Here is a 22,380-nt window from a genome sequence, read left to right on the forward strand (position 1 = left end):
CATTGTTATTTGGAATTGGCAAATGAGCGATAAACTAGAAAAACTTCAGCAGCTTCGGCACCAATCACGGCAGGGGGGTGGCCCGGAACGAATTGCCCGCCACAAAGAGAAAGGGAAGATGACTGCCCATGAACGAATTGAGCTTTTGCTAGACAAAGGTTCCTTCCGCGAGATCGATGCTTTTGTCACGCATCGTGAAAGCAACTTTGGCATGGATAAGCAGAAAATTCCTGGCGACAGCGTCGTCACGGGGTGGGGTACAATTGATAACCGCCTCGTTTACGTCTTTAGCCAAGACTTCACCGTCTTTGGTGGCAGCCTCAGCCAGGTACACGCCGAAAAAATATGCAAAATCATGGATATGGCTATGCGCAACGGCGCGCCCGTCATAGGTCTCAACGATTCTGGTGGCGCGCGCATCCAAGAGGGCGTGGTTAGCCTCGGTGGTTACGCAGACATCTTCCTGCGCAACACCCTGGCGTCTGGGGTTGTGCCCCAAATCAGTGCCATCATGGGGCCGTGTGCAGGCGGTGCAGTTTATTCCCCTGCCCTCACCGACTTCATCTATATGGTCAAAGAAAGCAGCTACATGTTCATCACTGGCCCAGATGTCGTCAAGGCAGTTACCGGAGAAGAGGTCTCTTTTGAAGAGCTGGGCGGAGCCATGACCCACAATGAAAAGAGTGGCGTGGCTCACATGGCTGCTGAATCAGAGGCAGATGCCCTTTACCTCATTCGCGAATTGATGAGCTACCTACCTTCCAACAACATGGAAGACCCGCCCTTTGTGCCCACCAAAGATGATAGCCTGCGAACGGAAGCCACGCTCAACACCCTCGTTCCCGACAACCCCAACAAGCCATACGACATCAAAGAAGTCATTCACCTCATCATGGATGATGGCATCTTTTATGAAATTCAAGAGCACTATGCCCAAAACATTGTAGTCGGTTTTGCGCGGCTTGGTGGGCACTCTGTTGGCATTGTGGCCAATCAGCCAATGGTGCTAGCTGGCGTGCTAGACATCAACGCCAGCGAAAAAGCAGGCCGCTTTGTCCGCTTCTGCGACAGCTTCAACATTCCTTTGATTGTATTTGAGGACGTACCCGGCTTCCTACCCGGCGTTAACCAGGAGCATGGCGGCATTATTCGGCATGGTGCCAAGCTGCTCTACGCTTTCTGCGAAGCTACTGTGCCCAAAATCACCGTGGTGACCCGCAAAGCGTATGGCGGGGCTTACTGCGTTATGAACAGCAAGCACATTCGCGCCGACCTGAATCTGGCCTGGCCCACGGCCGAAGTTGCCGTGATGGGGCCGGATGGCGCAGTGAATATCATCTTCCGCCGGGAACTCAAAGCCGCAGATGATCCCGTTAATCGCAAAACGGAACTTGTGGACGATTACCGCGAACAGTTTGCGAATCCATACGAAGCGGCCAAGCGCGGCTATGTGGATGATGTCATTGAACCCAGCGAAACGCGCCCCCGCCTCATCAACGCCCTAAATATGCTGCAAAACAAGCGGGATCAAAACCCACCCAAGAAGCATGGGAACATTCCCCTCTAGCCAGTAATTAGTTATCAGTAAGCCAGTAATCAGTAACAATAGCTGATCACTGAATACTGAACACTGAATACTGAACACTGAAAAGATGGCTACAGACAGTTTACTACCCAAAAAATTCAATAAATTGCTCATTGCCAACCGTGGTGAGATTGCCATGCGTATTTTGCGGGCTTGCCATGAGTTGGGTATTAGCACCGTTGCAGTTTACTCAGATGCGGACCGGAGTGCGCTGCACGTGCGCTACGCGACGGAAGCGTATTACATTGGCCCTTCCCCTGCCCGTGACAGCTACTTGCGTATGGACAAAATCATTGAGGTAGCCAAACAGTCGGGTGCAGAGGCAATTCATCCGGGCTATGGCTTTTTGTCTGAGCGGGCCGAGTTTGCCCAGATGTGTGTGGACAACGGGTTGGTGTTTGTTGGCCCTCCGCCGGAAGCGATTCAGGTGATGGGTGACAAGCAGACTGCGCGAGATACGGCCGTTGCCGCTGGTGTTCCCGTAGTCCCTGGTGCGCCTATGGGCACCGACGAGGAGCTGATCGAAGCCGCCAAATCGATTGGCTACCCGCTGCTGGTGAAGGCCACGGCCGGGGGCGGCGGCAAGGGAATGCGCCCGGTGTATAAATCGGCCGATTTGCCCGATGCGTTAGCAGCAGCGCGACGCGAAGCGGCCGCCGCCTTTGGTAATGATGCCGTTTATTTGGAAAAGTTGATTGAAAACGGCCGTCACATTGAAATTCAGCTCCTGGCCGACATGCACGGCAACGTCATCCACCTTGGCGAGCGAGAATGTTCTCTCCAACGCCGCCACCAAAAAGTGATCGAAGAAAGTCCCAGCTTTGTCGTGGATGAAGATTTGCGGCAGCGTATGGGAGCCGTCGCTGTGGCTGCTGCTAAAGCAGTAGATTACGTCAGTGCTGGCACCATCGAATTTTTGCTCGACCGAGACAAAAACTTCTACTTCCTGGAGATGAATACCCGCGTTCAGGTAGAACATCCTATCACCGAGCTTGTAACCGGTGTGGACATTGTGCAAGAGCAATTGCGGATTGCTCGCGGACGCAGGCTACGCTTTAAGCAAGAGGATATAAAGATGCAGGGCTGGGCCATCGAGTGTCGCATCAACGCCGAAGACCCGTACAATAATTATTTGCCTTCTACTGGTACTGTCACCGTGAGCCGCGTGCCCACTGGCCCTGGCGTGCGGGTAGACACGGGCGTCTTCCCTGGCTACGAAATTACCCCCTATTACGATTCGATGATCAGTAAGCTGATTTGCTACGGCGAGACGCGCGGCGAAGCGATTTTGCGGATGCGCCGCGCCCTGGAAGAGTACCGAGTGATGGGTGTCAAAACCAACATCCCCTTCCACCAGCATATGATGGATAGTCATCGTTTTCTAACCGGGCAGTTTGACACCCATTTTGTAGAAGAGCGATTTTCCATGAGCGACCGGGAAGCACCATTCATGATGGAAGCAGCCATTTTGGCAACGCTGATGGCTCATCAAGAAGGCCAGCAGGCCAGCCAAATTGTGGCCCCCGGTGGACGAGACGTAAGCAATTGGAAATGGTACAGCCGTTGGGAACGGCTGCGAAAATAATTACGCAATCACGACGTGTAATGAGGCGTTAGGTAGCCCATGAAATACATAACGACAGTTAACGACCAAGAGTTTGTTATTGAAATTGAGCAAGACAACCACATTGTGGTAAACGGCGAACGGTACGATATTGATTTCCAGCATTTGCCAGAAGCTGATGTGCTGTCTTTGCTGCTGGACAACCGTTCGTTGGAAGCCGTGGTGGAAGCCCGCGATGATATGTGGGAAGTGCTTACGAAGGGGGAAGTGTACACGGTAAAGGTTCAAGATGAACGCGCCTATCGTTTATCTAAGGCAAGGGGTGCTGCCGGGGATGTGGCGGGCGAAGCGTCTATGAAGTCACCCATGCCCGGCCTCATCGTTGCCGTCCCGGTTTCAGAGGGACAAGCGGTACAGAAAGGTGACAAGATCATCATTCTGGAATCTATGAAGATGGAAAATGAGCTGCGTGCGCCGAAGGATGGCGTTGTGTCTCGCATTCATGTGACGCAGGGTGCCAGCGTGGAAAAGGATCAGGTGCTGGCAGTGATTATTGACCCAGAATTAGACGAAGAGCCGATTGTTGGTGAGGCGTAGGCTGCGAGTCACGCATTCGGGAAGTTGGAGCTTACGTGGGCACGACGCAGCAAAATTTAGAAGTTGAGGTCAAGTTTTTTGTGCCGGAGTTGGCTGCATTTCGGGAGCGGCTGCTGGTGGCCGGGGCAGAATTAACAAAGCCACGTGTTTTTGAGCGAAACGTGGCTTTCGACACGGCCGATTCTCAACTTTATCAATCGCGTTCTTTGTTGCGGCTGCGGCAGGATACGGCCGTTACCCTCACCTACAAAGGCACCCCAGACAACCTCCCCCAAAGTGAAGCCAAAGTGCGCGAAGAGCTGGAAGTACAAGTAAGCAATTTTGACACGCTGGCTGAGATATTGCAGCGGCTTGGCTTCGCCCCAATGGTAGTTTATGAGAAGTACCGGGAAACATTCGCCTGGCAGAACGTGGAAATTGTGCTGGATGAGCTGCCATACGGTAATTTTGTAGAGTTGGAGGGGGAGGAAAGTGGGATTAAGACGGCCGTTGCCCACCTCAACCTCAACTGGCAAAAGCGCATCCTGGGCAACTACCTCGGCCTGATGGCACAGCTCAAAGCCCACCATAACCTCCCCTTCACAGACCTAACCTTCGCGAACTTCGCCAATGTGAATGTCTCCATCACCGACATTTTTAGTTAGCCATATTTCACTTATTCTTGCTTGATTGCCATCAGGCCATCTGCTATAGTCCAGTCATGGAATCCGATGCGCTTTCTGCCAAACTAGATAAAACTGCTTTATTTGTAGCATCTCTGGAAGACGGTACAGATGAAGTTGCTTATTGGCAGAAGAAAACCCCACAAGAGCGTCTAGCTGCGCTCGAACTAATGCGACAAATCGTTTATGGCTACGATCCGGCTACCTGCCGACTTCAAAGAGTTCTTACAATTACTCAACGCACATAACGTTGAATACTTGTTGATTGGCGGGTACGCCGTAGGCTACTATGGCTACGCTCGCGCCACGGTAGACATGGACATTTGGATTGCAATCAATCCCGCAAACGCCGTGCAAGTTGTGGCAACCCTCAAAACCTTTGGCTTTAATTTGCCTGAATTGAACAAAGACCTCTTTTTGCAAGAAAATCAGGTCATTCGTATGGGGGTTCCCCCAATGCGTCTGGAAATATTGACCTCGATCTCTGGGTTGAGTTTGACGCCTGCTTTGCAAAGCGTGTTGTAGATGAGATAGATGGGGTGGCAGTGAACCTGATTAGCTTAGAACACCTCAAGCAGAACAAACTGGCAAGCGGTCGTTACAAAGACCTTAACGATTTAGAAAACCTACCATAACAAATAACCTCCCTTTCAATAACTTCGCCAACGCAAATGTTCCAATCACCGACATTTTGTCCTAGCTCCCTAGCAGAACTCATAATTAAAAAAAGGCTCCTTTGGGCTGGTTGGGATTCTCTAGTAAGAAGGGAATCAGAGCATAATCCCCTGATAAAACACGCCGCACTAACCACAAACACCAGGGGTCAATCGGGGCTTGGAGTTGGAGAGCTTCTAACTCAGCCAGGGAAAAATAGCCAGCCTGATCGGTTTCGTGACCGTCGCTTGTAGGCACACCTTCTACGTGGTGACAAAGGTAGATGAGACCGATCATTCCCTGCCAGGTAAAATTCTGATAACCAATAAAGCCGTCTATGGCTGCCGCTATCCCCCCTTCCTCCAGCGTTTCCCGCAGAGCCGCCTCTTCTGGTTGCTCATTTGCTTCCACAATTCCCCAGGGAATACTCCACTGTCCAGCCAAAGAAGCACCTTTTGCTTGCCGAATCCAAAGCACTTTATTTTCTTTACGCACAATTGTGCCCACGCAAACCACTTTTTTAGGTGGCCAGTCTGATGATTTCTCACCCATTTTGAAATCCTAAATTTATCGAATCAACGTGTGTACTGCTAGATGAACGGCCGTATTCTAACACACCGTCCACGCCAACGAGCCAATCTCACAATTCATATTGCCGATTCCGCACTCCCTCTCTATGATCAGGGCGACAATAAACCTAAACCTATCTTGCGGGAGAATTTATGGAGTTAGAACGCCCTGATTTAAGCAACGTTAGCCCCGACGTGCTGGCCTACATCGAAGCGCTAGAGGCTGCGTTGCTCAAATCCAAATCGAGCCAGTCCACGCGCCGACGCAGTGCCGAAGTGGAACCGAGCGAACCGCCAACGACACAGCAAGTCATCACCATTAGCCAGCGGGGGGTAGCCAAACGGACGGCGCGACATCTGTACGGCCGCCAGCGGCGCAGCGGCATCGGCGTGTTTGATCTGGAAGTGGATGAACACGACTTTCCGGCACATATTGCCGTGGCAGATGAGAGCGAGCGGCTGCTGCTGTTTAGCAATTTGGGGCGCGTTTTCCCCCTTGCCGTGGCCGATATTCATCAGACCGATGAGCTACGCGCCCCAGGCGAAAGCCTCATCAGCAAATTTCCGTTCCATGGCAACGAACACATCGTTGGCACACTGCGTGCTGAAGCAGGCCAATATGTGGTTTTGGCCAGCCAGCGCGGCTGGGTGCAGCGGGTGGCGGCCAGCTACTTTGGCAAAAGTCTCATCCCCGGCATGTCTTTTCACGACGTAAAGCGTGGGGGGCAAATTACGGCCGTTACCTGGACCAACGGCTCAGAAGAAATTTTCCTGGCCACACAACAGGCGCAGGGCATCCGCTTCCGGGAAACGCAGGTGCCCGCCCGCGGCGGCTGCCTGGGGCTGCGCGTCGCGCCAGACGATGAAGTGGTAGCCGTCGCCAGCGTCACCGAAAGCAGCGGTGTTTTTGTCGTGGGGCACGATGGCAAGGGCACCATTCGGCTAATGAGCGGCTTCCGCATGAACAAAGCACCCGGCGCAGGCGGCAAAACGATCTTCAAAAGCGATCAGCTCATCGGCGCAGTGACCGTGCAGGAAAATGATGACATCTTCATCCTGGCTCAGGGTGGCAAGATGATTCGCTTTAGAGCCAGCGAAGTGCCGCCCAAAACGGGCGTGGTGCAGGGCGTCAACTGCATGGAAGTGCGGAATGATCTAGTAACGGCCGTTGCCGTCGCCACCTTGGAGCAATGATGAGCCTCCCCTTTGACAGCGGTGAAGAATATATCGAACAGCAGTTCAGTGGGTTAACGGTTACTCAAGAAGAGGTAACGGCCGTTACCTTTGAGGAATGCACCTTCACCAACTGCAACTTTAGCGAAACCCAGTTCATACGCTGCACCTTCCGCGACTGCCAGTTTAAGAACTGTGATCTCACCCTGATAGACGTGGATTACAGTCGCCTACAACGCAATCAATTTGAAGAATGCAAGCTAATTGGCGTCAACTGGGCCAAAGCGGGGCAAATTCAATGGATTAAATTCCACGGCTGCAATTTGAGCTACAACACCTTCATGGAACTGGATTTAAACAAAGCAGTCCTTACCCACTGTCTGGCCAAAGAAGCGACCTTTGCCGAAACGAATCTGACTGATGCCAACTGCACGGACACTGATTTTGTGGACGGCCGTTTCATCCATACCAACCTCACCCGCGCTGATTTTCGCGGCGCAAAAAATTACGCCATCGCCGCTGCTGAAAACACACTCAAGCAAACCAAATTTTCCCTGCCAGAGGCGATTGCCCTACTGGATGGTTTAGACATTATTTTGGAAAATCCCACTTCATAAGGAGTGGCAGTCCTTTGACTAAATGTGTCTTCGCAAAGAAGAATCAAGGACTGCCACTCCTCAAAAGTAAGTCAATAAAAGGAACCAACATGCTAGACAAAGCCAAAGCCTTACACGACGAACTGATCCGCTTGCGACGCGACATACACGCCCATCCCGAACTTGGCTTTCAGGAATTTAGAACGGCCGCACTCGTCGCCGACACGCTCACCGAGTTGGGCATAGATGTGAAAACGAGCGTGGGCCGCACGGGCGTAGTGGGGCAACTAGGCAATGGCGACGGCCCCACTATCGCCATTCGCGCCGATATGGATGCCTTACCCATCCTGCAAAAGTCAGACGCACCCTATAAGTCACAAAATAAGGGCGTGATGCACGCCTGTGGCCATGATGCCCACACCGCCATGCTGCTGGGCGCGGCCCACCTGCTCAAGCAAAGCCTGGCCGATGGCAATTGGCAGGGCAACGTCCGCCTACTCTTCCAGCCATCTGAAGAAGCGTTTGATGAAAACGGCATCAGCGGGGCCACCGCCATGATTAGTGATGGCGCACTGGAAGATGTGGATGCTGTTATTGCTCTGCACGTCGCTTCCGACAAGCCAGCAGGTCAAATTCGCTTCCAGGATGGGTACGCCTTAGCCAATGTGGATTCGTTCAAGGCATGGGTGCGCGGCGATGGGGGACACGGTGCATATCCACACACGGGCAGCGATCCGCTGCACATGCTCAGCGTTATTTTGCCTGCCATCTACGCCATTCCCTCCCGCCAAATTAACCCGCTACGTGGCTGTGTAGTGAGCCTGGGCGAGATTTCTGGCGGGGCGGCCCCTAATGTCATTCCCAATGAAGTGTACCTGCAAGGCACCATCCGTTCGTACCACGACGACGTGCGCGAACAGTTACATATTGAGGTAGAACGCACACTCAAGCTGGCAGAGCAGATGGGCGGCAGCTATAAACTCCAGCTTACCAAAGGGTACCCGGCCATGTTTAACAATGCGGAGGTAAACGGCTGGATGCGAGATGTGGCGCAGGAGATGGTTGCTGAAACGGCCGTTATCGACACCGAATTTGGCATGGGGGCCGAAGATTTTGCCTACATGACCCGCCAGGCCAAAGGCGCGATGTTCATGCTGGGTGCCGCCATCGACGACGGCATTGAGCGCCATCACCACACCGACATTTTTGACATCGACGAAAGCGTGCTGCCATTGGGTGTGGCCATTTTGGCCGAAACGGCTCATCGCTTCGTTACTGGAAAAATCCGCTAATCAGGAGATTAGAGATTGGAGATTTTGTTTCTAATCTCCAATCTCCCTTATGGAAATTACCCGCCACTTCACCTCCACAACCTTTGTGGTTTACAAAGACAGGGTGCTGCTACACCAGCACAAAAAGTGCGGCACCTGGCTACCCGCCGGTGGGCACATTGATCGAGACGAACTACCAGAGGAAGCGGCCGTTCGTGAAGTGAAAGAAGAAACTGGGCTAGATGTGATTCTGTACAATCCGGATGTCCAACTTTTTATCGCTGATGAGGAGGCCTGCCAACTACACCGCCCCATGTACCTGATGCTGGAAAACATTAATCCTTACCACCAGCACGTAGATTTTATTTATTACGCAACGGCCGTCTCCAACCAGCTAAACCCTGCCAACGGCGAAACCAATCGCCTCAAATGGTTTGATCAAACGGACCTGGAAAATACAGAAATGCCCACCAACGTGCAGGTTTGCGCCCAAGAAGCCCTCGCCTTATTGGGTCAAAAAGATTGACACATGGCCACAAATGTGCAGAATTTGGGACAAAACATAAACATGCGCGTGTGTAGATAAACAGGTTGTACTATAATAACGGCATCCTATTTATTACTAAATCATTTCATCTGTAATTGTTCAAGTCGTTGGAGGTAACTATGGCAGGCCCGGCAAATGAAGATAAGTTTTACCCAAACCGATGGGTTCGCATCATTTTAATCGCTACAGAAGAAATTGTAGGCAAAAATGGTGTCAACGCCTTGCTAAACATGGGTGGACTATCTAATTACATCGACAACTACCCCGCAGACAACATGAAAAAAGAGGTGCCATTTGCCCACGTAGGCCAGCTACAGCAAGCATTTTGGGATATGTATGGCGCACGGGGAGCACGCGCTTTTGCCGTACGTGCTGGCAAGAAAACGTTCAACGACGGATTAGACAGCTTTGGCTCTGTAGCTACCGCTGCCCGCGCTGCTATGAAAATTGGCTCTTTGGAGCGACGCATTGGCTTGGGTTTACAATTCTTTGCCAAATTCTTCAACCAGGTGAGCGATCAGGAAGTGTCGCTGACGGATGATGACAAATCGTGGTATTGGAGCATTTTGGTTTGCCCTATGTGTACCAACCGGGACACGGATTCGCCCGTTTGCCATCTGGCGGTTGGCGTTTTGCAAGGTGCGCTGGAAAATTTTGTGGATTCTGACAAACGCTTCAACGTCTCGCCCACACATTGCATTGGCCAGGGAGATGCCCAAGGCATCGTCGCTATCGACAAAGAACCACTGTAAGGCCAACAATCTCCCAATAGTTTTGTGACAAAAGCGTCCCCTGCCGGAGACGCTTTTTTGTCGCATTGGATTCGGAACGGCCGTTCTATAGATATTCCCCCCCACTTTTCGCTATAATCCCTCTACCGTATTGTCCAGTTTGCTCTTTAGGGCAATCTAACTGTTTGCAGGAGGGATTTGCACTTCGTCCCACTTGTGTGTTCTAAAAGCAAGACCCAGACCCAACATGACCGCCTTCTTCTCTGCCAACTGGTTTTGCCTTAGTACTCCTGCCACACACCTGAAGGAGGTTCAGCGTGAATCATTCATTATCTACCCAAGCGGGATTCGGCCGTTTTTGGCGACGTGCTGTCACAGCGTTGGGGCTACTTTTGCTGGCACTGTTTTTCACCGCAGGCACGGCCAGCTCACATCCTCACCCCATCCCCACCATTAGCATTAGCAGCGTTGCGCGTGGCGAAAGCGTTACCTTACAAACGCACGACTACCCTGCCGGGCAAACGTTTACCGTGCGCATGGGCAAAATGGGCACGCGTGGCGTTGGCGGCGAGGTCGTAGGCACGCTGGAATCTGGGGCAGGTGGCTCTATGTCTGCCTCCTTTAACATCCCCGATGCGTTGAAGGATGATCATCAGATTGCTATTCGGCTAGACAGCAACCTGGGATATTACAGCTTTAACTGGTTCTATAACAACACAGCCCCAGCCAGTGGCGGCACGGGTGGCGGTAGCACGCCGGTATATACGGGCATTCCGACCTTCAAGATTACGGCCGTTTCCAAAGGCGAAAATGTCACCATCGAAACCAACAACTTCCCGGCCAATATGACCTTTACCGTCACAATGGGCAAGATGTTTACGCGCGGCATCGGCGGCACCGTGGTAGGCACGCTTGAATCGGGCGAAGGTGGCAAGTTGACGGCCACGTTCAATATTCCAGAAGCACTAAAAGAGGACGGCCGTATCGCTATCCGCGCCCAAACTGCCCATGCCAATCCGTTCTACGCCTATAACTGGTTCTGGAACAACTCTACGGACGGTGGAGATAACGGCGATGATAGTGACGACAAAGACGATGGTGCTACCGGTGGTGGCGATACTGTTTACACAGGCATCCCCACGTTTACCGTTTGCACCGTCTCTAAAGACAATGAAGTGACCATTCTCACCAAAAATTTCCCCACAAACCAAACCTTTGCCGTGACAATGGGCCCCATGTATACGCGCGGCATTGGCGGCACGTCTGTTGGTACGCTGGAATCTGGCGATCAGCGTAGTGCCCGGTACACTTTCTCCATTCCCGATGGCCTCAACGGTGCTTACCGCATTTCCATGCGGGCGCAAACGGCGCATTCACATCCGTTTTATGCGTACAACTGGTTCTACAACAACAGCACCACGATGGACCATTGCCCGTAGATAGCTAATCTGCATATGCGGTTTCTTTGAGAAATCGTATAGCTAAAAAGCAACAATAGCCCCGGAAACGGCCGTTTCCGGGGTTTCTGTTTTATTCCCGCCAATTCCTTGCTACACTAGACATCATGATTGAAATTGCCCAGCTGCAAAAAGTGGTTCAGCAAAACATTGTCATCGACATTCCCGAACTCAACGTAGCGGCTGGGAGCATAACGGCCGTTTCTGGCCTGACAACCCCACACAAAGAAACATTCATTCAACTGCTCACCGGGCAAACGCCCCCCACGGCTGGGCACCTGCGCCTTGACGGGCTAGACCCGCACCAGGAACGCACTGAATTTGCGCAAAAAGTGGGCTTTCTTCCCGCCGAAGATGGCCTGTATGAGCGGTTAACGGTGCGGCAAAACCTGGAATTTTACTGCCGCCTGTACGGTTTACCGCTAGACCGGGCCGTGGCCATGCTCACCCAAGTTGGCCTGCAAGACAAAGCCCAAATCCGCACCCAGCAGCTTTCGCCTGAGCTGGCGCGTCGGCTGGCATTAGGGCGTGCCCTGCTGCATCAGCCTCAGATACTCATTTTGGTAGACCCGTTCCATCGCAGTGCCCAGACGACAGTAGAAATCATCACCAAATTGCTGCGCCAGCAGGCAGAAGTGGGCGTTGCCATCCTGCTCATTGCCGATGAGAGTGCTGCGCTAACGGCCGTTTGCCAAACCATCATCATCATGAACCAAGGGCGGTACAGCCACAGCTACCAACCTGGCGACCAGCCGACCCCGCCCGCCAACAACCTTCCCTTCAAAATTCCAGCACGGCTTGAAGGCAAAATTGCGCTAGTAAACCCCGCCGATATTCTGTTCGCCACAAGTGACGACGGCCGAACTTATTTGCATACGTATGACGGCCGTATTCCGACCCACCTCACCCTCACCGAAGTCGAAGACCGTTTGGCGCGCAGCGGTTTCTTCCGCGCCCATCGCAGCTATTTGGTCAACTTGCAGCACATCAAAGAGATGATCTCCTACACCCGCGACAGCTACACCCTCATTTTAGATGGCTTCCAGCCAGACAATAACAACCCAATCGAAATACCCCTCAGCAAAACGGCCGCTCGCGATCTGCGCGACCTGCTCGATTTCTAAAAATAGTCGCCATTCAACCCAAATTTGCGGCCATTCACCCCTTTTTGCTGCTTTTCAGCCAAAAATTGATGCACATCGCCCGACGTTTTGCTATTGTGAAGGGCGTGGATGGCAAACGGCCGTAAGCAGTAAACCGCAACACCCGAACTTATCAAAGCAAAAAGCGAGAAAACATGAACGAATCAAACTCAGAAAAAATAGCCGTGTACATTTCCGTCGGGCTAGTCCTCGGTGCGAGCATTGGATTAGCAATTGGCACTGTGATAGGTGCCGTATCTAACGATGTTGGCAATGGGGTTGCTCTTGGTATTAGCATTGGCAGTGGTGTTGGCCTCACCGTTGGCGCAATCATCTCAGCAATCCTTGTAAATCAGAAAAAGAATTTTGATGAAAATTGAGCCGCGAAATTGTGATTTACTCAGGTAAAAGCGAGGGAAATGGCTCTACGAACTTCAAATTACCTTCCCGCTTTTACACAATCAGCAAACAAACTCGGAAAAAGAAAGTTAGTTTCATATACAAAGATCGCATAGAATCATCGAGTGTGGTTTGCATAAAGGCAACATCTCCCAAACAGGGCAAATAGATTATGACAACAGGTATTGAAACAATCCCAGAACAAACTCAGATTGGCAAACGCCCCCAACATTGGCGCGTCATTTGGGCCATTGCTCGCAAAGATATTGCCGAAATCACGACCAACACGCAGTTCATTGTAATGAGCCTACTGCCTGTACTTATCTTTTTGCTCTATCGGCTCATGGTAAGCGGCATTAACAATTCAAGCATTTTAGATATTGTCGTCTACGATTTGGGGAACTCCCAATTGGTGACCGCCATGCAGGAAAGTCCCGATATTGAACTGCATATTGTGACCAGCGAAGACGCGCTGCAAACGCGCATAACCGAAGGGAACATGACCGGAATTCAAATTCCAGCCAACTTTGATGCAGCGGTAGCTGCTGGCAACATGCCGGAATTAAATGTCTGGCTCAACCCTGAAGATGGTTTGTCCTCAGAAACGGCCAATTGGCAACGGTTCCTCGAGGCAGAAATCTTGAAGATAGGCCAACAAACCTTGCCAGCCCAAATTGAATGGACAGATGTCGAATCGGATGTCTTTTCAGTTGGCAACGGCTTAAACAACTACTTGCTCATTGTGGTGCTTACAATGGTGTTCTTTCTCACGGGCACGAACCTTGTCGCCATGCTCATCACAGAAGAGAAAGAAAAGAAAATGGGGGTTGTACTTATCAACTCGCCTGCCAATCCTTACCATGTTGCCTTGGGCAAATCATTAGCGGGCACAATTGCTATCATTGCTGTTTTGTTAATTGTCATCCTATTAAATGGTGGGTTAACTGGAAACTGGCCGCTGGCTTTGCTCTTCATGGCCATTACGTTGCCGATTGCCCTCGGCATTAGCATTCTGACAGGGAGTCTGGTTCATTCCAGTAAGCAATGCAATAGTTGGCTAGGGATCGGGATGATTCTCTTACTTGTTCCCGCCTGGTTTTCTGACTTGCTGACATTGCCAGAACCGTTTGGAACGATATTCTCTTTTATGCCCACGCACTTTTTAGTTCAGGGATTGAGCGATGCTCTAAACAGCAATGAGCTTGTAAAAACCAGCAATAGCAATTTAGCCGTGTGGCTCTTGGTAATGGTCGTTGTGGTTGTCCTGACAGCTTGGCGGCTTCGGCAAAATCCAAGAAGTATCATTGCCCACGCCTAACCCTCACAGTTTTTACCGTAAAATATATATTTATCCTATGGTGGTTATAGCATCTACAGTTTGATGCTGGCAGGTTACTGCTAACATACAAGTTTTTGAGGAGCTTAAAACAATGATCGACGTGAAGAATTTGAAAAAATATTACGGAGATGACAACAGCATAAAGGCTGTTGACGATGTTTCATTTTCCTGCCCAGATGGGAAAATTACGGGGCTGCTTGGGCCTAATGGTGCAGGCAAAACCACGACGCTGCGCATGATCTCTGGGCTTATCAAGCCAATGGCTGGCACAGTGGTTGTAGATGCGCATGACGTGACCCGCGACCCTCGCGCCGTGCGCCAGGCATTGGGCGTGCAGGCAGATATGAACGGGGTTTATCCGCGGTTGACGCCAAGAGAGCAGTTTCGGTATTACGGCCGTTTCTACGGCCTCAAAGGTCAGGAGTTGGAATCTCGCATTGAAGCCGTTATTGCCGAGCTGAACATGGAAGAGATTGCCGACCGCCGCGCTGAAGGATTTAGCCGGGGACAGCGGCAAAAGATTGTGCTGGGCCGCGCCCTCGTGCACAACCCGCCCAACATCATCATGGATGAACCCACCAACGGGCTAGACGTGATGGCTGTGCGCGACACCCGCGACAGCATCCGCGCCATGCGCGATCAGGGTCGGTGTGTGCTTTTTAGCACCCACTACATGGACGAGGCGGAGAAGCTGTGCGACAACATCGCCATTATCGTCGGCGGCAAAATTGTGGCCTCTGGCACCCCAGTTGAACTGATGGCCCGCACTGGCAGAGACAATCTGGAAGACGCCTTTGTAACTTTGGCGGGTCGGGAAGGATTGGAGCGGAGTGAATACGGCCGTATGCAGGAAAATGGCTAGTTGTTAGTGGCTGGCGGCTAGTTGCTTCGATTCAACAAACTAACCGCTAACAAACCATCAACTTGCAAACTAAAAAGGGAAACATCATGTTAAATAACATTTTGAACATTTGGCAAAAAGAAATTTTAGACATCGTTCGTGACCGCAAAGGGCTGCGGCAAACGCTCGTCGTCCCGCTCGTCCTCGGCATTTTCTACGCGGTGCTGAACCCGCTGCTTGGCTCACTGGTTGAATCGCGCCAGGAAGACACCCTTATCTTGCCAGTGCAAGGGCTGGAATATGCCGGGCAAGATTTTATCGACACCTTTGCCGCCTTTGACATTGAACTGGAACCGTACGAAGGCGATCTGGAAGCCACCATTACCAGTGCCGAAGAAGCTGCCGGACTCATCTTTACCCCCGGCTTTGGCGACAACGTGACCAATGAGGAAGAAGCAACATTAATTGTGCGCACCAACAGCACCTCCGGCGGACTGTTTGGCGGCGGGCTGTCGCTCAATCGGCTGGAGCTTGCCTTGAGTGCCTACAATCAGCAAATCACGGTGCAAAGACTCACCGAAAGAGATGTAGATTTGTCTGTATTGGCCCCGGTCAACCTGGATGCCCAAGATTTGGCTTCGCCAGCCCAACGTGCTGGGGCGGCAGCCGCCTTCTTCCTACCAATTTTGGTGGCAATTAGTGCCGTGCAGGGTGGCATGTTTATTGCTATCGACGTGACGGCGGGTGAAAAGGAGCGCGGCACATTGGAGTCGTTGCTGGTAACACCTAGCAGCGATGTGGAGATTTTTGTGGGTAAATTGGCCTCTGTGTTTACGGTAACGGCCGTTCCCATCATACTTACGCTGTTTGGCTTTTGGGCCGCCAGCGTCCTACTGCCTGAATCCATGACCGATGGGGCCGGTGCCTTGCCGCTGGGCGTCATCATCCAGGCCATTCTGGTGTCGCTGCCGCTGGCGCTGTTTGCCAATGTCATCCTCATGGTCATTAGCATTCGCACCAAAACATTCAAGGACGCCCAATCTGCCCTGACGCCGGTGATGTTTGGGGTAATGTTTGTGGCCATTGCCGCTGCTTTTGTGCCGCCGACGGGGGCCAGCCTAGCCTATTTGCTGCCCGTCTATGGCACTTCTGCTGTGGTGAGCGTTTTAACGCTTGGGGGAATTGTGCCTGCCAATGCGGTGCTGTTCAGCATTATTGGCAACGTGCTGGCAACAGTGGTGGGGGTTGTGTTCGCTATGCAAATCTTCAATCGGGAGCGACTGCTGTATAGTATGTAACCTTACAGCGTGGTTCATCATCTAACAATAATATTGCATAATCAAAATGAAACCTGACACTATGTTAGCATGGTGTCAGGTTTTCCCGTTACTGTACAAAAAGGCAAGGGCTCGATGAAATGGTTTTCCTTTGGCAAGAAGAAAAAGAAATCAGCGGCAGAGGTTTCAGTTTTAGAGGTGACAGACCAATCCTTTGAGGTGCAGGTCATTCATCGCTCTTACAAAACGCCCGTGATGGTTGATTTTTGGGCGGCGTGGTGTGGCCCTTGCCGCCAGCTCGGGCCAGTGTTAGAGAATCTGGCTGAGGAGGCCGACAGCCCGTTTGTCTTGGCAAAATTGGATACTGAGCATAACCAGCGGATGGCACAGAAATATGGCATTCGCTCTATTCCGGCGGTGAAAATGTTTCGCAACGGCCGTATCGTGGATGAGTTCACGGGTGTCTTGCCAGCCGGATTGGTGCGCCGCTTTGTGAGCAAAACCGTGTCAGCACCCGCCCCAGCCACCAAATTTCAGGGGAGTGATGATCCAATCAAGCGACTAGAACAGGCCAGGCATCAGCTTAAAAAGGGGAATGGCGTCAATGCCTTCACCTTGCTAAACAGTTTCCCAGAGAGTGACGAATCGGAAACGGCCGTTGCCCTGCTGCCGCTGGCGCGCTTCATGATGGATGTAACCGATGGGGATGCACTTACCGGGCTAGAGTCGCTAGACAAGCTGTACCAACAGACCGATCTGGCCTTAAAACGAAGCAATCCCAAAAAAGCGTTGGCGTTGCTAGCTGAGGCATTAAGCGTTGGGGAAGAGAGCGACCAGCCTTACATTGCCGACGTGATGAAAGCCCTGTTTACGCTGCTGGGCGAAAATCATAAGCTGACCAAGCAGTATCAGGCATTGGTAACGGCCGTTTCCTCTTAACCAAAATAGCGGTATGATCGTTGCATGATCATCCTGCGCATCTTAATCTTTATTTTTGGCCTGTCTCTAACCATTTACACCTTCATTTCAGCCACCCGCACCTTTGTGCTACCTCGCAGTGCGTCGGTACAGCTCACGCGGGTGGTTTTTCTGTCCGTGCGACACCTGTTCAATATTGCCATGAAGGCTCTGCCTACATATGAACAGCGTGACAGTTTAATGGCCATCTATGCCCCGATTAGTTTGCTGCTCATGGTTCCGGCCTGGCTTTTCATCACCACGCTGGGGTTTGCCTGCATGTTTTGGGCAATGGGCATTACGCCTTGGCAAGAAGCATTTTTACTCAGCGGCTCGTCGATTCTCACGCTGGGTTTTGCCACCGCAGAGACAATGCCGCAAACTATTTTAGCCTTCATTGAGGCCACCGTTGGCTTGATCCTAGTCGCTATGCTTATCTCCTACCTGCCCACCATGTACAGTGCATTTTCACAGCGCGAAGAGGCCGTGTCGCTGCTGGAAGTGCGGGCAGGTACGCCGCCTACAGCCCCAGAGCTGGTTTGGCGACTTTATAGTTTTGAAAGCACGCTGGTGAATCAAAATTTCTGGAACAATTGGGAACGCTGGTTTACCCAAATTGATGAAAGTCACACCTCGCTAGCTGCACTGGTCTTTTTCCGCTCGCCGCGAGCGCAGCAAAGTTGGGTGGTGGCGGCTGGGGTGGTTCTGGATGGCGCGGCACTGTATCTGAGTACCATCAAACGGCCGAAAGACGCTCCACCAACACAAGGTTTGGTTATACGGGCCGGGAATTTTGCTTTGCGGCACATCGCCGACATTTTTTCCGTTCACTACAATGATGATCCGCACTTTCCAGAAGACCCGATCTCGGTAACGCGGGCGGAGTTTGATGAAGCGTATGACCGTTTGGCCAGCCAGGGCGTGCCGCTGCAACCGGACCGAGACGCGGCGTGGCAACATTTTGCCGGCTGGCGCGTTAATTACGACAGCGTACTCGTCGCTTTGGCACGCATGACCATGGCTCCTGAAGTGAATTGGCTGTCTGATTACACCTTCGTGCCAGCTAGCACGGCCGACGGGCAATCCAGCGGCAGCCTACAAAAGGTACGGTGATCGGTTTCCGTGGGCCAGTAATCGGCATACGATTTATCAGACAGTAATAGCCGCAAAGGCGCGCTGCGCGTAGATGGCCAACTTTTGCTCTGCCTGCTGCTGCCAATTTGGGTCGCGGGGAACAAGCCGCTCATCCAGGCCGCGCGGAATTTCATACAGGGTGCGTGCCAAACGTGTCACCCACCAGATGAGCATGAGGGTTGTATAGGTATGAATGCGGGTTACGGCCGTTTCCTCTCCACACAGCACCCCATACAACTCAGCCACCCATTCCCACCGCGCCACCGGTACATCCAAATACGCCGGATGCGTAATCAAATCTGCCACCTCAAACGCCGGATCGCCCCAGCCGCTATTCTCCCAATCCACCGAGGCCCACGCCCCCGCACGACGAACAAAATTGAGCGTATTGGCATCCACCCGGCAGAGTGCCAATGGTGCAAGTGGCAAACTGTCCGGCAAGCGTTTGGCCCACCGCACTAGTTCTTTGAGTGCAGCAGGTTGGTGAGACGCCGGGACTTTGGCACACTGTTGCTGAATTTGAGTAACGCCATTCTTAACGCCGTTGAAGTTGATAACGGCCGTTTCCAAATCGACCGCCGTATCTTGGGGCGTAATCTGGCTCAGCGACACGTAATGCTGGATGAGCTTCTGCCAATCCGCATCGGTTTGTGGGGGAACGGCCGTTACCTCGCCATCCAGCCAGCTTTGCACCACCACTGGCTGCGGATAGCTGGTCTCATCCAGCAAGATTGGCTTAGGCGCGATGGCTAAACCATGTGATTGGACGGCTTTCAATGTCTGGAACTCCCGCCACGCCCGCCGACGGCCGTCTCGCAGCGTAAACTTCACCGCAAAATTCCCCTCATCACTGCAAACTTTGTACAAAATATTGTTGGCACCGCCGCCAATTTTTTGGATGGTGTGGGATTGATAACGGCCGTCTTCTGGCCAAGTAGTCAAATAATCTAACAATGCTCGCATGGTGAAAAAGTAGCAAACCTGGCTATAATGAACCAGCCCGATTGGGCAATGATTTACCCACGGAACAGTTGATTGATGATGCAAGAGATAAGCTGGCTGGGCTGCAAAACTGTAAGCCAAACGGCCGTCACCCACGACACCGACGTCGAAAAAGAGCAAGATATCCGCCAGGATGAAGCGTTGGAGCCGCTCTGGAAGGTAATTGCCCACGATGATCCCGTCACTACAATGGAGTTTGTGGTGCGCATCATGGTGCAAATCTTCAAAAAGCCCGTCATTTTTGCGGAAGCCATTATGTGGCAGGTACACAACGAGGGGTTGTCCGTAGTAGACACGCTGCCCAAAGCAGAAGCAGAACGGCGGGTGAAGATGGCGACGATGGCGGCGCGGCTAGAGGGGTTCCCCTTCCGCTTCACCCTCGAACCAGCCGATTAAGTGGCTATCCCCTTTTCTACAAATCCACCTATAATTCCAGCCTGGGCTGCGGCACCTACCAAATTCTATCGTTTGCCGCAGCTTTTGGAGAAATCTATGGTTTCTAACCGTCTGATATGGCGGGCACGTCCCGTTACCATTGGCTCCGCTTACTACGGCTTTTTCTGGCCGATGGTGGCCCTGTATGCGCCATATTTTAATGTTTACCTGCTAGAGCTTGGCTTTACCGGCACGCAGATGGGCATCATAGCCACCGTATTTCCGCTATTTGCCCTGGTGGTCTCCCCCAACCTCTCGGCCTGGGCCGACCGGCGCGGCTCGCGGCGGCGTTTGTTGCAGCTCAGCCTCATTGGCTGGGCGTTGGTGCTGCTGCTCTTCCGCTACCCTACCAACTTTGTGCCCATGCTGCTGCTGGTCGTTGTCGAATCCGCCGCCCGAAGCCCCGCGCTGCCCGTTGCCGACGGGCTGATTGCCCGCATGGCGGCTCGCCATCGGCTCAATTTTGGTGATATGCGGCTGTGGGGATCGTTGGGATTTGCGGCCGTTTCTATCATTAGCGGCATCATTTGGCAGCGAACAGGGTACCAGATCATGTTTGTGGCTGCGGCCGTTGCCATGCTGCCTACCTTGTTCATCGCCAGCCAGCTAGAAGAGGGAGAAATTGCGGTGGGAAACGGCCGTCGCTCCGCTCGCTTTTTGGCGCAAGACAAAGGCATTGTCATTCTCGTTGTTACCGCCTTTTTCTTGGGGATAGCTTTGTTCAGCACCTACGTATTTATTGGCGTGTATGTTAAACATTTGGGCGGTAACGATACGCACATTGGCTTGCTATTTGGTCTCTCCGCCCTGGCCGAGGTACCCGTCATGCGCTATACCGGAGCAATTATCCAGAAGCTCCAAGGGCCTCGGACATTGCTGCTGGCAATGATCATTCTCTTTGTATCTATGCTGGGCAACGCACTGGCTTGGTCACCGCTGGTTCTGATTGTGGCAAACATAATCAGAGGCGTAGGGTACGGCCTGATGTTTGTCGTGCTAGTGCAACTGCTGGACGAACGCGCCCCGGAAGGCTGGAGTTCAACGGTGCAATCTATGTTTCAGGCAGCGTTTATGGGGCTGGCTCCCCTGCTTACCTCAACGGCCAACGGCGTCATTTACGATTTGTGGGGTGGTGCTTTGCTGTTTGGTTTGATGACGGCCGTTATTGGCCTAAGCATTGTTTTGCTGCTGCTGGCCATGCGCTGGGATTGGTTCGCCCCGCACAACTGGCAATTTGAGTAGTGGTTAGTCGCTAGTGGCTTGTAAAACAACTAGCCACTAAGTAAGCGGCCAACAATAATTTACCTGATTAGTAGGCCGCTTACTCCAAGCCGTCCACACAATTCCATTAACTTATTTGTGGACGGCCACTAACCGCCAACAACTAATCGTTCAGGAGAACATGATGAAAATATTATTTATCGGCGGGACAGGCATTATTAGCTCTGCCTGTTCACAGTTGGCCATTGCGTGTGGCTATGATTTAACTTTGCTCAATCGCGGGCAATCCCATCGCCCCGTGCCAGCCGGTGCCAAGCAAATTCAGGCAGACATTCGCAACCCCGCAGCGGCAAAAGCGGCGTTGGCAGATCATCATTTTGACGTTGTCGTCAACTGGATCGCCTTTACCCCAGAGCATATCGAGACGGATCTGGCACTTTTTAACGGCCGTATCGGCCAATACATCTTCATCAGTTCAGCCTCAGCGTACCAAACACCCCCAGCGCATTTACCCATCACCGAATCCACCCCGCTGCACAATCCATTTTGGGCCTACTCGCGGCAAAAGATTGCCTGCGAAGGGCGGCTTATACGAGCGTATCGTGAAACTGACTTTCCGGTGACGATGGTACGGCCGTCGCACACCTACGACCAAACACTCCTCCCTATGCGCGGCGGCTACACGGTCGTCAACCGGATGCGCCAAGGCAAAAAGGTGATTGTTCACGGTGACGGCACATCACTGTGGACACTCACCCACCACCGAGACTTTGCCGTTGGCTTTGTAGGGTTGCTTGGCCATCCGGCTGCCATTGGCAGTGCTTTCCACATCACCTCAGACGAAAGCCTCAGTTGGAACCAAATTTTCCAGCAGGTTGCCGCCGCTGCCGGAGCCGAAGCCCAGATCGTTCACACCCCCTCTGCCACCCTCGCCCGCCATGACGCCGCCTGGGGCGACAGCCTGCTCGGCGATAAAGCGCACAGCATGGTTTTTGACAACAGCAAAATTAAACGACTGGTCCCAGAATTCGTCGCCAAAATCCCGTTCTGGCAAGGCGCACAAGAGACCATGGCCTGGCACGATGCCGATCCGGCACGACAAGCCATCGACCCAAATTTTGACCAATTGTTAGACACGCTCATAGCCCGTTACGATCCGACCATAAATTAAGATCCATTGCATTTTGCACAACGGTTATCGCTGCGCTACACTCGCCGTTTTTACAG

At 52.4% G+C, this 22,380-nt stretch carries 24 protein-coding genes; 21 read left to right on the top strand and 3 right to left on the bottom strand.

Going from position 1 to position 22,380, the window contains the following annotated elements:
* The first annotated feature begins 22 nt into the window (after positions 1-22).
* The 5 genes from ACOQPU_RS14780 to ACOQPU_RS14800 all read left to right on the top strand — a co-directional run bounded on the left by ACOQPU_RS14780 (position 23) and on the right by ACOQPU_RS14800 (position 4,933).
* On the top strand, positions 23-1,567 hold the full coding sequence (locus ACOQPU_RS14780; RefSeq protein WP_420640600.1) for an acyl-CoA carboxylase subunit beta: 1,545 nt from the start codon (positions 23-25) through the stop codon (positions 1,565-1,567).
* A gap of 85 nt (positions 1,568-1,652) precedes the next feature.
* Positions 1,653-3,170 (top strand): acetyl-CoA carboxylase biotin carboxylase subunit, encoded by a 1,518-nt coding sequence (gene accC, locus ACOQPU_RS14785; protein ID WP_420640601.1) that lies wholly within the window; start codon positions 1,653-1,655, stop codon positions 3,168-3,170.
* A gap of 39 nt (positions 3,171-3,209) precedes the next feature.
* Positions 3,210-3,746 (top strand): biotin/lipoyl-containing protein, encoded by a 537-nt coding sequence (locus tag ACOQPU_RS14790; RefSeq protein ID WP_420640602.1) that lies wholly within the window; start codon positions 3,210-3,212, stop codon positions 3,744-3,746.
* 35 nt (positions 3,747-3,781) lie between these two features.
* Entirely contained in the window at positions 3,782-4,390 is a 609-nt protein-coding gene (gene cyaB, locus ACOQPU_RS14795) for a class IV adenylate cyclase (RefSeq protein WP_420640603.1), read from the top strand.
* Between the two features lie 204 nt (positions 4,391-4,594).
* The gene (locus ACOQPU_RS14800) at positions 4,595-4,933 is read left to right on the top strand and encodes a hypothetical protein (protein ID WP_420640604.1); all 339 of its coding nucleotides are present in this window, start codon (positions 4,595-4,597) and stop codon (positions 4,931-4,933) included.
* Positions 4,934-5,128: 195 nt separating this feature from the next.
* On the opposite strand, the gene ACOQPU_RS14805 is transcribed toward ACOQPU_RS14800, so the two are convergent.
* Positions 5,129-5,614: an NUDIX domain-containing protein gene (locus tag ACOQPU_RS14805; protein ID WP_420640605.1), complete on the bottom strand. Its 486-nt coding sequence runs from the start codon at positions 5,612-5,614 to the stop codon at positions 5,129-5,131.
* A gap of 170 nt (positions 5,615-5,784) precedes the next feature.
* On the opposite strand from ACOQPU_RS14805, the gene ACOQPU_RS14810 reads away from it, so the two are divergent.
* The 7 genes from ACOQPU_RS14810 (at position 5,785) to ACOQPU_RS14840 (ending at position 12,530) form a co-directional block, all read left to right on the top strand.
* Positions 5,785-6,825 (top strand): DNA gyrase C-terminal beta-propeller domain-containing protein, encoded by a 1,041-nt coding sequence (locus ACOQPU_RS14810; RefSeq protein WP_420640606.1) that lies wholly within the window; start codon positions 5,785-5,787, stop codon positions 6,823-6,825.
* Entirely contained in the window at positions 6,822-7,421 is a 600-nt protein-coding gene (locus tag ACOQPU_RS14815; protein ID WP_420640607.1) for a pentapeptide repeat-containing protein, read from the top strand. The genes ACOQPU_RS14810 and ACOQPU_RS14815 overlap by 4 nt, the downstream gene beginning before the upstream one ends.
* A gap of 89 nt (positions 7,422-7,510) precedes the next feature.
* Entirely contained in the window at positions 7,511-8,692 is a 1,182-nt protein-coding gene (locus ACOQPU_RS14820) for a M20 metallopeptidase family protein (protein WP_420640608.1), read from the top strand.
* A gap of 49 nt (positions 8,693-8,741) precedes the next feature.
* Positions 8,742-9,197 (top strand): NUDIX hydrolase, encoded by a 456-nt coding sequence (locus ACOQPU_RS14825; protein ID WP_420640609.1) that lies wholly within the window; start codon positions 8,742-8,744, stop codon positions 9,195-9,197.
* Between the two features lie 140 nt (positions 9,198-9,337).
* Positions 9,338-9,970 (top strand): 4-vinyl reductase, encoded by a 633-nt coding sequence (locus ACOQPU_RS14830; protein WP_420640610.1) that lies wholly within the window; start codon positions 9,338-9,340, stop codon positions 9,968-9,970.
* Between the two features lie 296 nt (positions 9,971-10,266).
* Entirely contained in the window at positions 10,267-11,388 is a 1,122-nt protein-coding gene (locus ACOQPU_RS14835) for a hypothetical protein (RefSeq protein WP_420640611.1), read from the top strand.
* 125 nt (positions 11,389-11,513) lie between these two features.
* A complete protein-coding gene (locus ACOQPU_RS14840; RefSeq protein ID WP_420640612.1) occupies positions 11,514-12,530 on the top strand; it encodes a LytTR family transcriptional regulator DNA-binding domain-containing protein in 1,017 nt (338 codons plus the stop codon).
* Here ACOQPU_RS14840 and ACOQPU_RS14845 read toward each other — a convergent pair.
* Positions 12,527-12,685, bottom strand: coding sequence for a hypothetical protein (locus tag ACOQPU_RS14845; protein WP_420640613.1), 159 nt, complete (start codon positions 12,683-12,685; stop codon positions 12,527-12,529). The genes ACOQPU_RS14840 and ACOQPU_RS14845 overlap by 4 nt on opposite strands.
* A gap of 18 nt (positions 12,686-12,703) precedes the next feature.
* Between ACOQPU_RS14845 and ACOQPU_RS14850 the strand changes: the two genes are divergently transcribed.
* The 6 genes from ACOQPU_RS14850 (at position 12,704) to ACOQPU_RS14875 (ending at position 18,474) form a co-directional block, all read left to right on the top strand.
* Positions 12,704-12,928, top strand: coding sequence for a hypothetical protein (locus ACOQPU_RS14850; protein ID WP_420640614.1), 225 nt, complete (start codon positions 12,704-12,706; stop codon positions 12,926-12,928).
* Positions 12,929-13,119: 191 nt separating this feature from the next.
* Entirely contained in the window at positions 13,120-14,265 is a 1,146-nt protein-coding gene (locus ACOQPU_RS14855) for an ABC transporter permease (RefSeq protein ID WP_420640615.1), read from the top strand.
* 112 nt (positions 14,266-14,377) lie between these two features.
* Complete coding sequence (locus ACOQPU_RS14860; protein WP_420640616.1) at positions 14,378-15,148, top strand: ATP-binding cassette domain-containing protein; 771 nt, start codon at positions 14,378-14,380, stop codon at positions 15,146-15,148.
* Positions 15,149-15,234: 86 nt separating this feature from the next.
* Complete coding sequence (locus ACOQPU_RS14865; protein WP_420640617.1) at positions 15,235-16,425, top strand: ABC transporter permease; 1,191 nt, start codon at positions 15,235-15,237, stop codon at positions 16,423-16,425.
* A 114-nt stretch (positions 16,426-16,539) separates the two neighbouring features.
* The gene (locus ACOQPU_RS14870; RefSeq protein ID WP_420640618.1) at positions 16,540-17,343 is read left to right on the top strand and encodes a thioredoxin family protein; all 804 of its coding nucleotides are present in this window, start codon (positions 16,540-16,542) and stop codon (positions 17,341-17,343) included.
* Between the two features lie 24 nt (positions 17,344-17,367).
* Complete coding sequence (locus ACOQPU_RS14875; RefSeq protein WP_420640619.1) at positions 17,368-18,474, top strand: hypothetical protein; 1,107 nt, start codon at positions 17,368-17,370, stop codon at positions 18,472-18,474.
* Between the two features lie 36 nt (positions 18,475-18,510).
* On the opposite strand, the gene ACOQPU_RS14880 is transcribed toward ACOQPU_RS14875, so the two are convergent.
* Positions 18,511-19,458 carry a phosphotransferase gene (locus ACOQPU_RS14880; RefSeq protein WP_420640620.1) on the bottom strand — a complete coding sequence of 316 codons (948 nt, stop codon included), beginning with the start codon at positions 19,456-19,458 and terminating at the stop codon, positions 18,511-18,513.
* Between the two features lie 75 nt (positions 19,459-19,533).
* Between ACOQPU_RS14880 and ACOQPU_RS14885 the strand changes: the two genes are divergently transcribed.
* The 3 genes from ACOQPU_RS14885 to ACOQPU_RS14895 all read left to right on the top strand — a co-directional run bounded on the left by ACOQPU_RS14885 (position 19,534) and on the right by ACOQPU_RS14895 (position 22,324).
* The gene (locus ACOQPU_RS14885; protein ID WP_420640621.1) at positions 19,534-19,893 is read left to right on the top strand and encodes an ATP-dependent Clp protease adaptor ClpS; all 360 of its coding nucleotides are present in this window, start codon (positions 19,534-19,536) and stop codon (positions 19,891-19,893) included.
* Between the two features lie 96 nt (positions 19,894-19,989).
* The gene (locus ACOQPU_RS14890; RefSeq protein WP_420640622.1) at positions 19,990-21,174 is read left to right on the top strand and encodes an MFS transporter; all 1,185 of its coding nucleotides are present in this window, start codon (positions 19,990-19,992) and stop codon (positions 21,172-21,174) included.
* Between the two features lie 163 nt (positions 21,175-21,337).
* On the top strand, positions 21,338-22,324 hold the full coding sequence (locus tag ACOQPU_RS14895; RefSeq protein ID WP_420645844.1) for an NAD-dependent epimerase/dehydratase family protein: 987 nt from the start codon (positions 21,338-21,340) through the stop codon (positions 22,322-22,324).
* Positions 22,325-22,380: the final 56 nt, after the last annotated feature.

It is taken from the genome of Candidatus Leptofilum sp., from assembly GCF_965223285.1.
GTDB lineage: Bacteria > Chloroflexota > Anaerolineae > Promineifilales > Promineifilaceae > Leptofilum.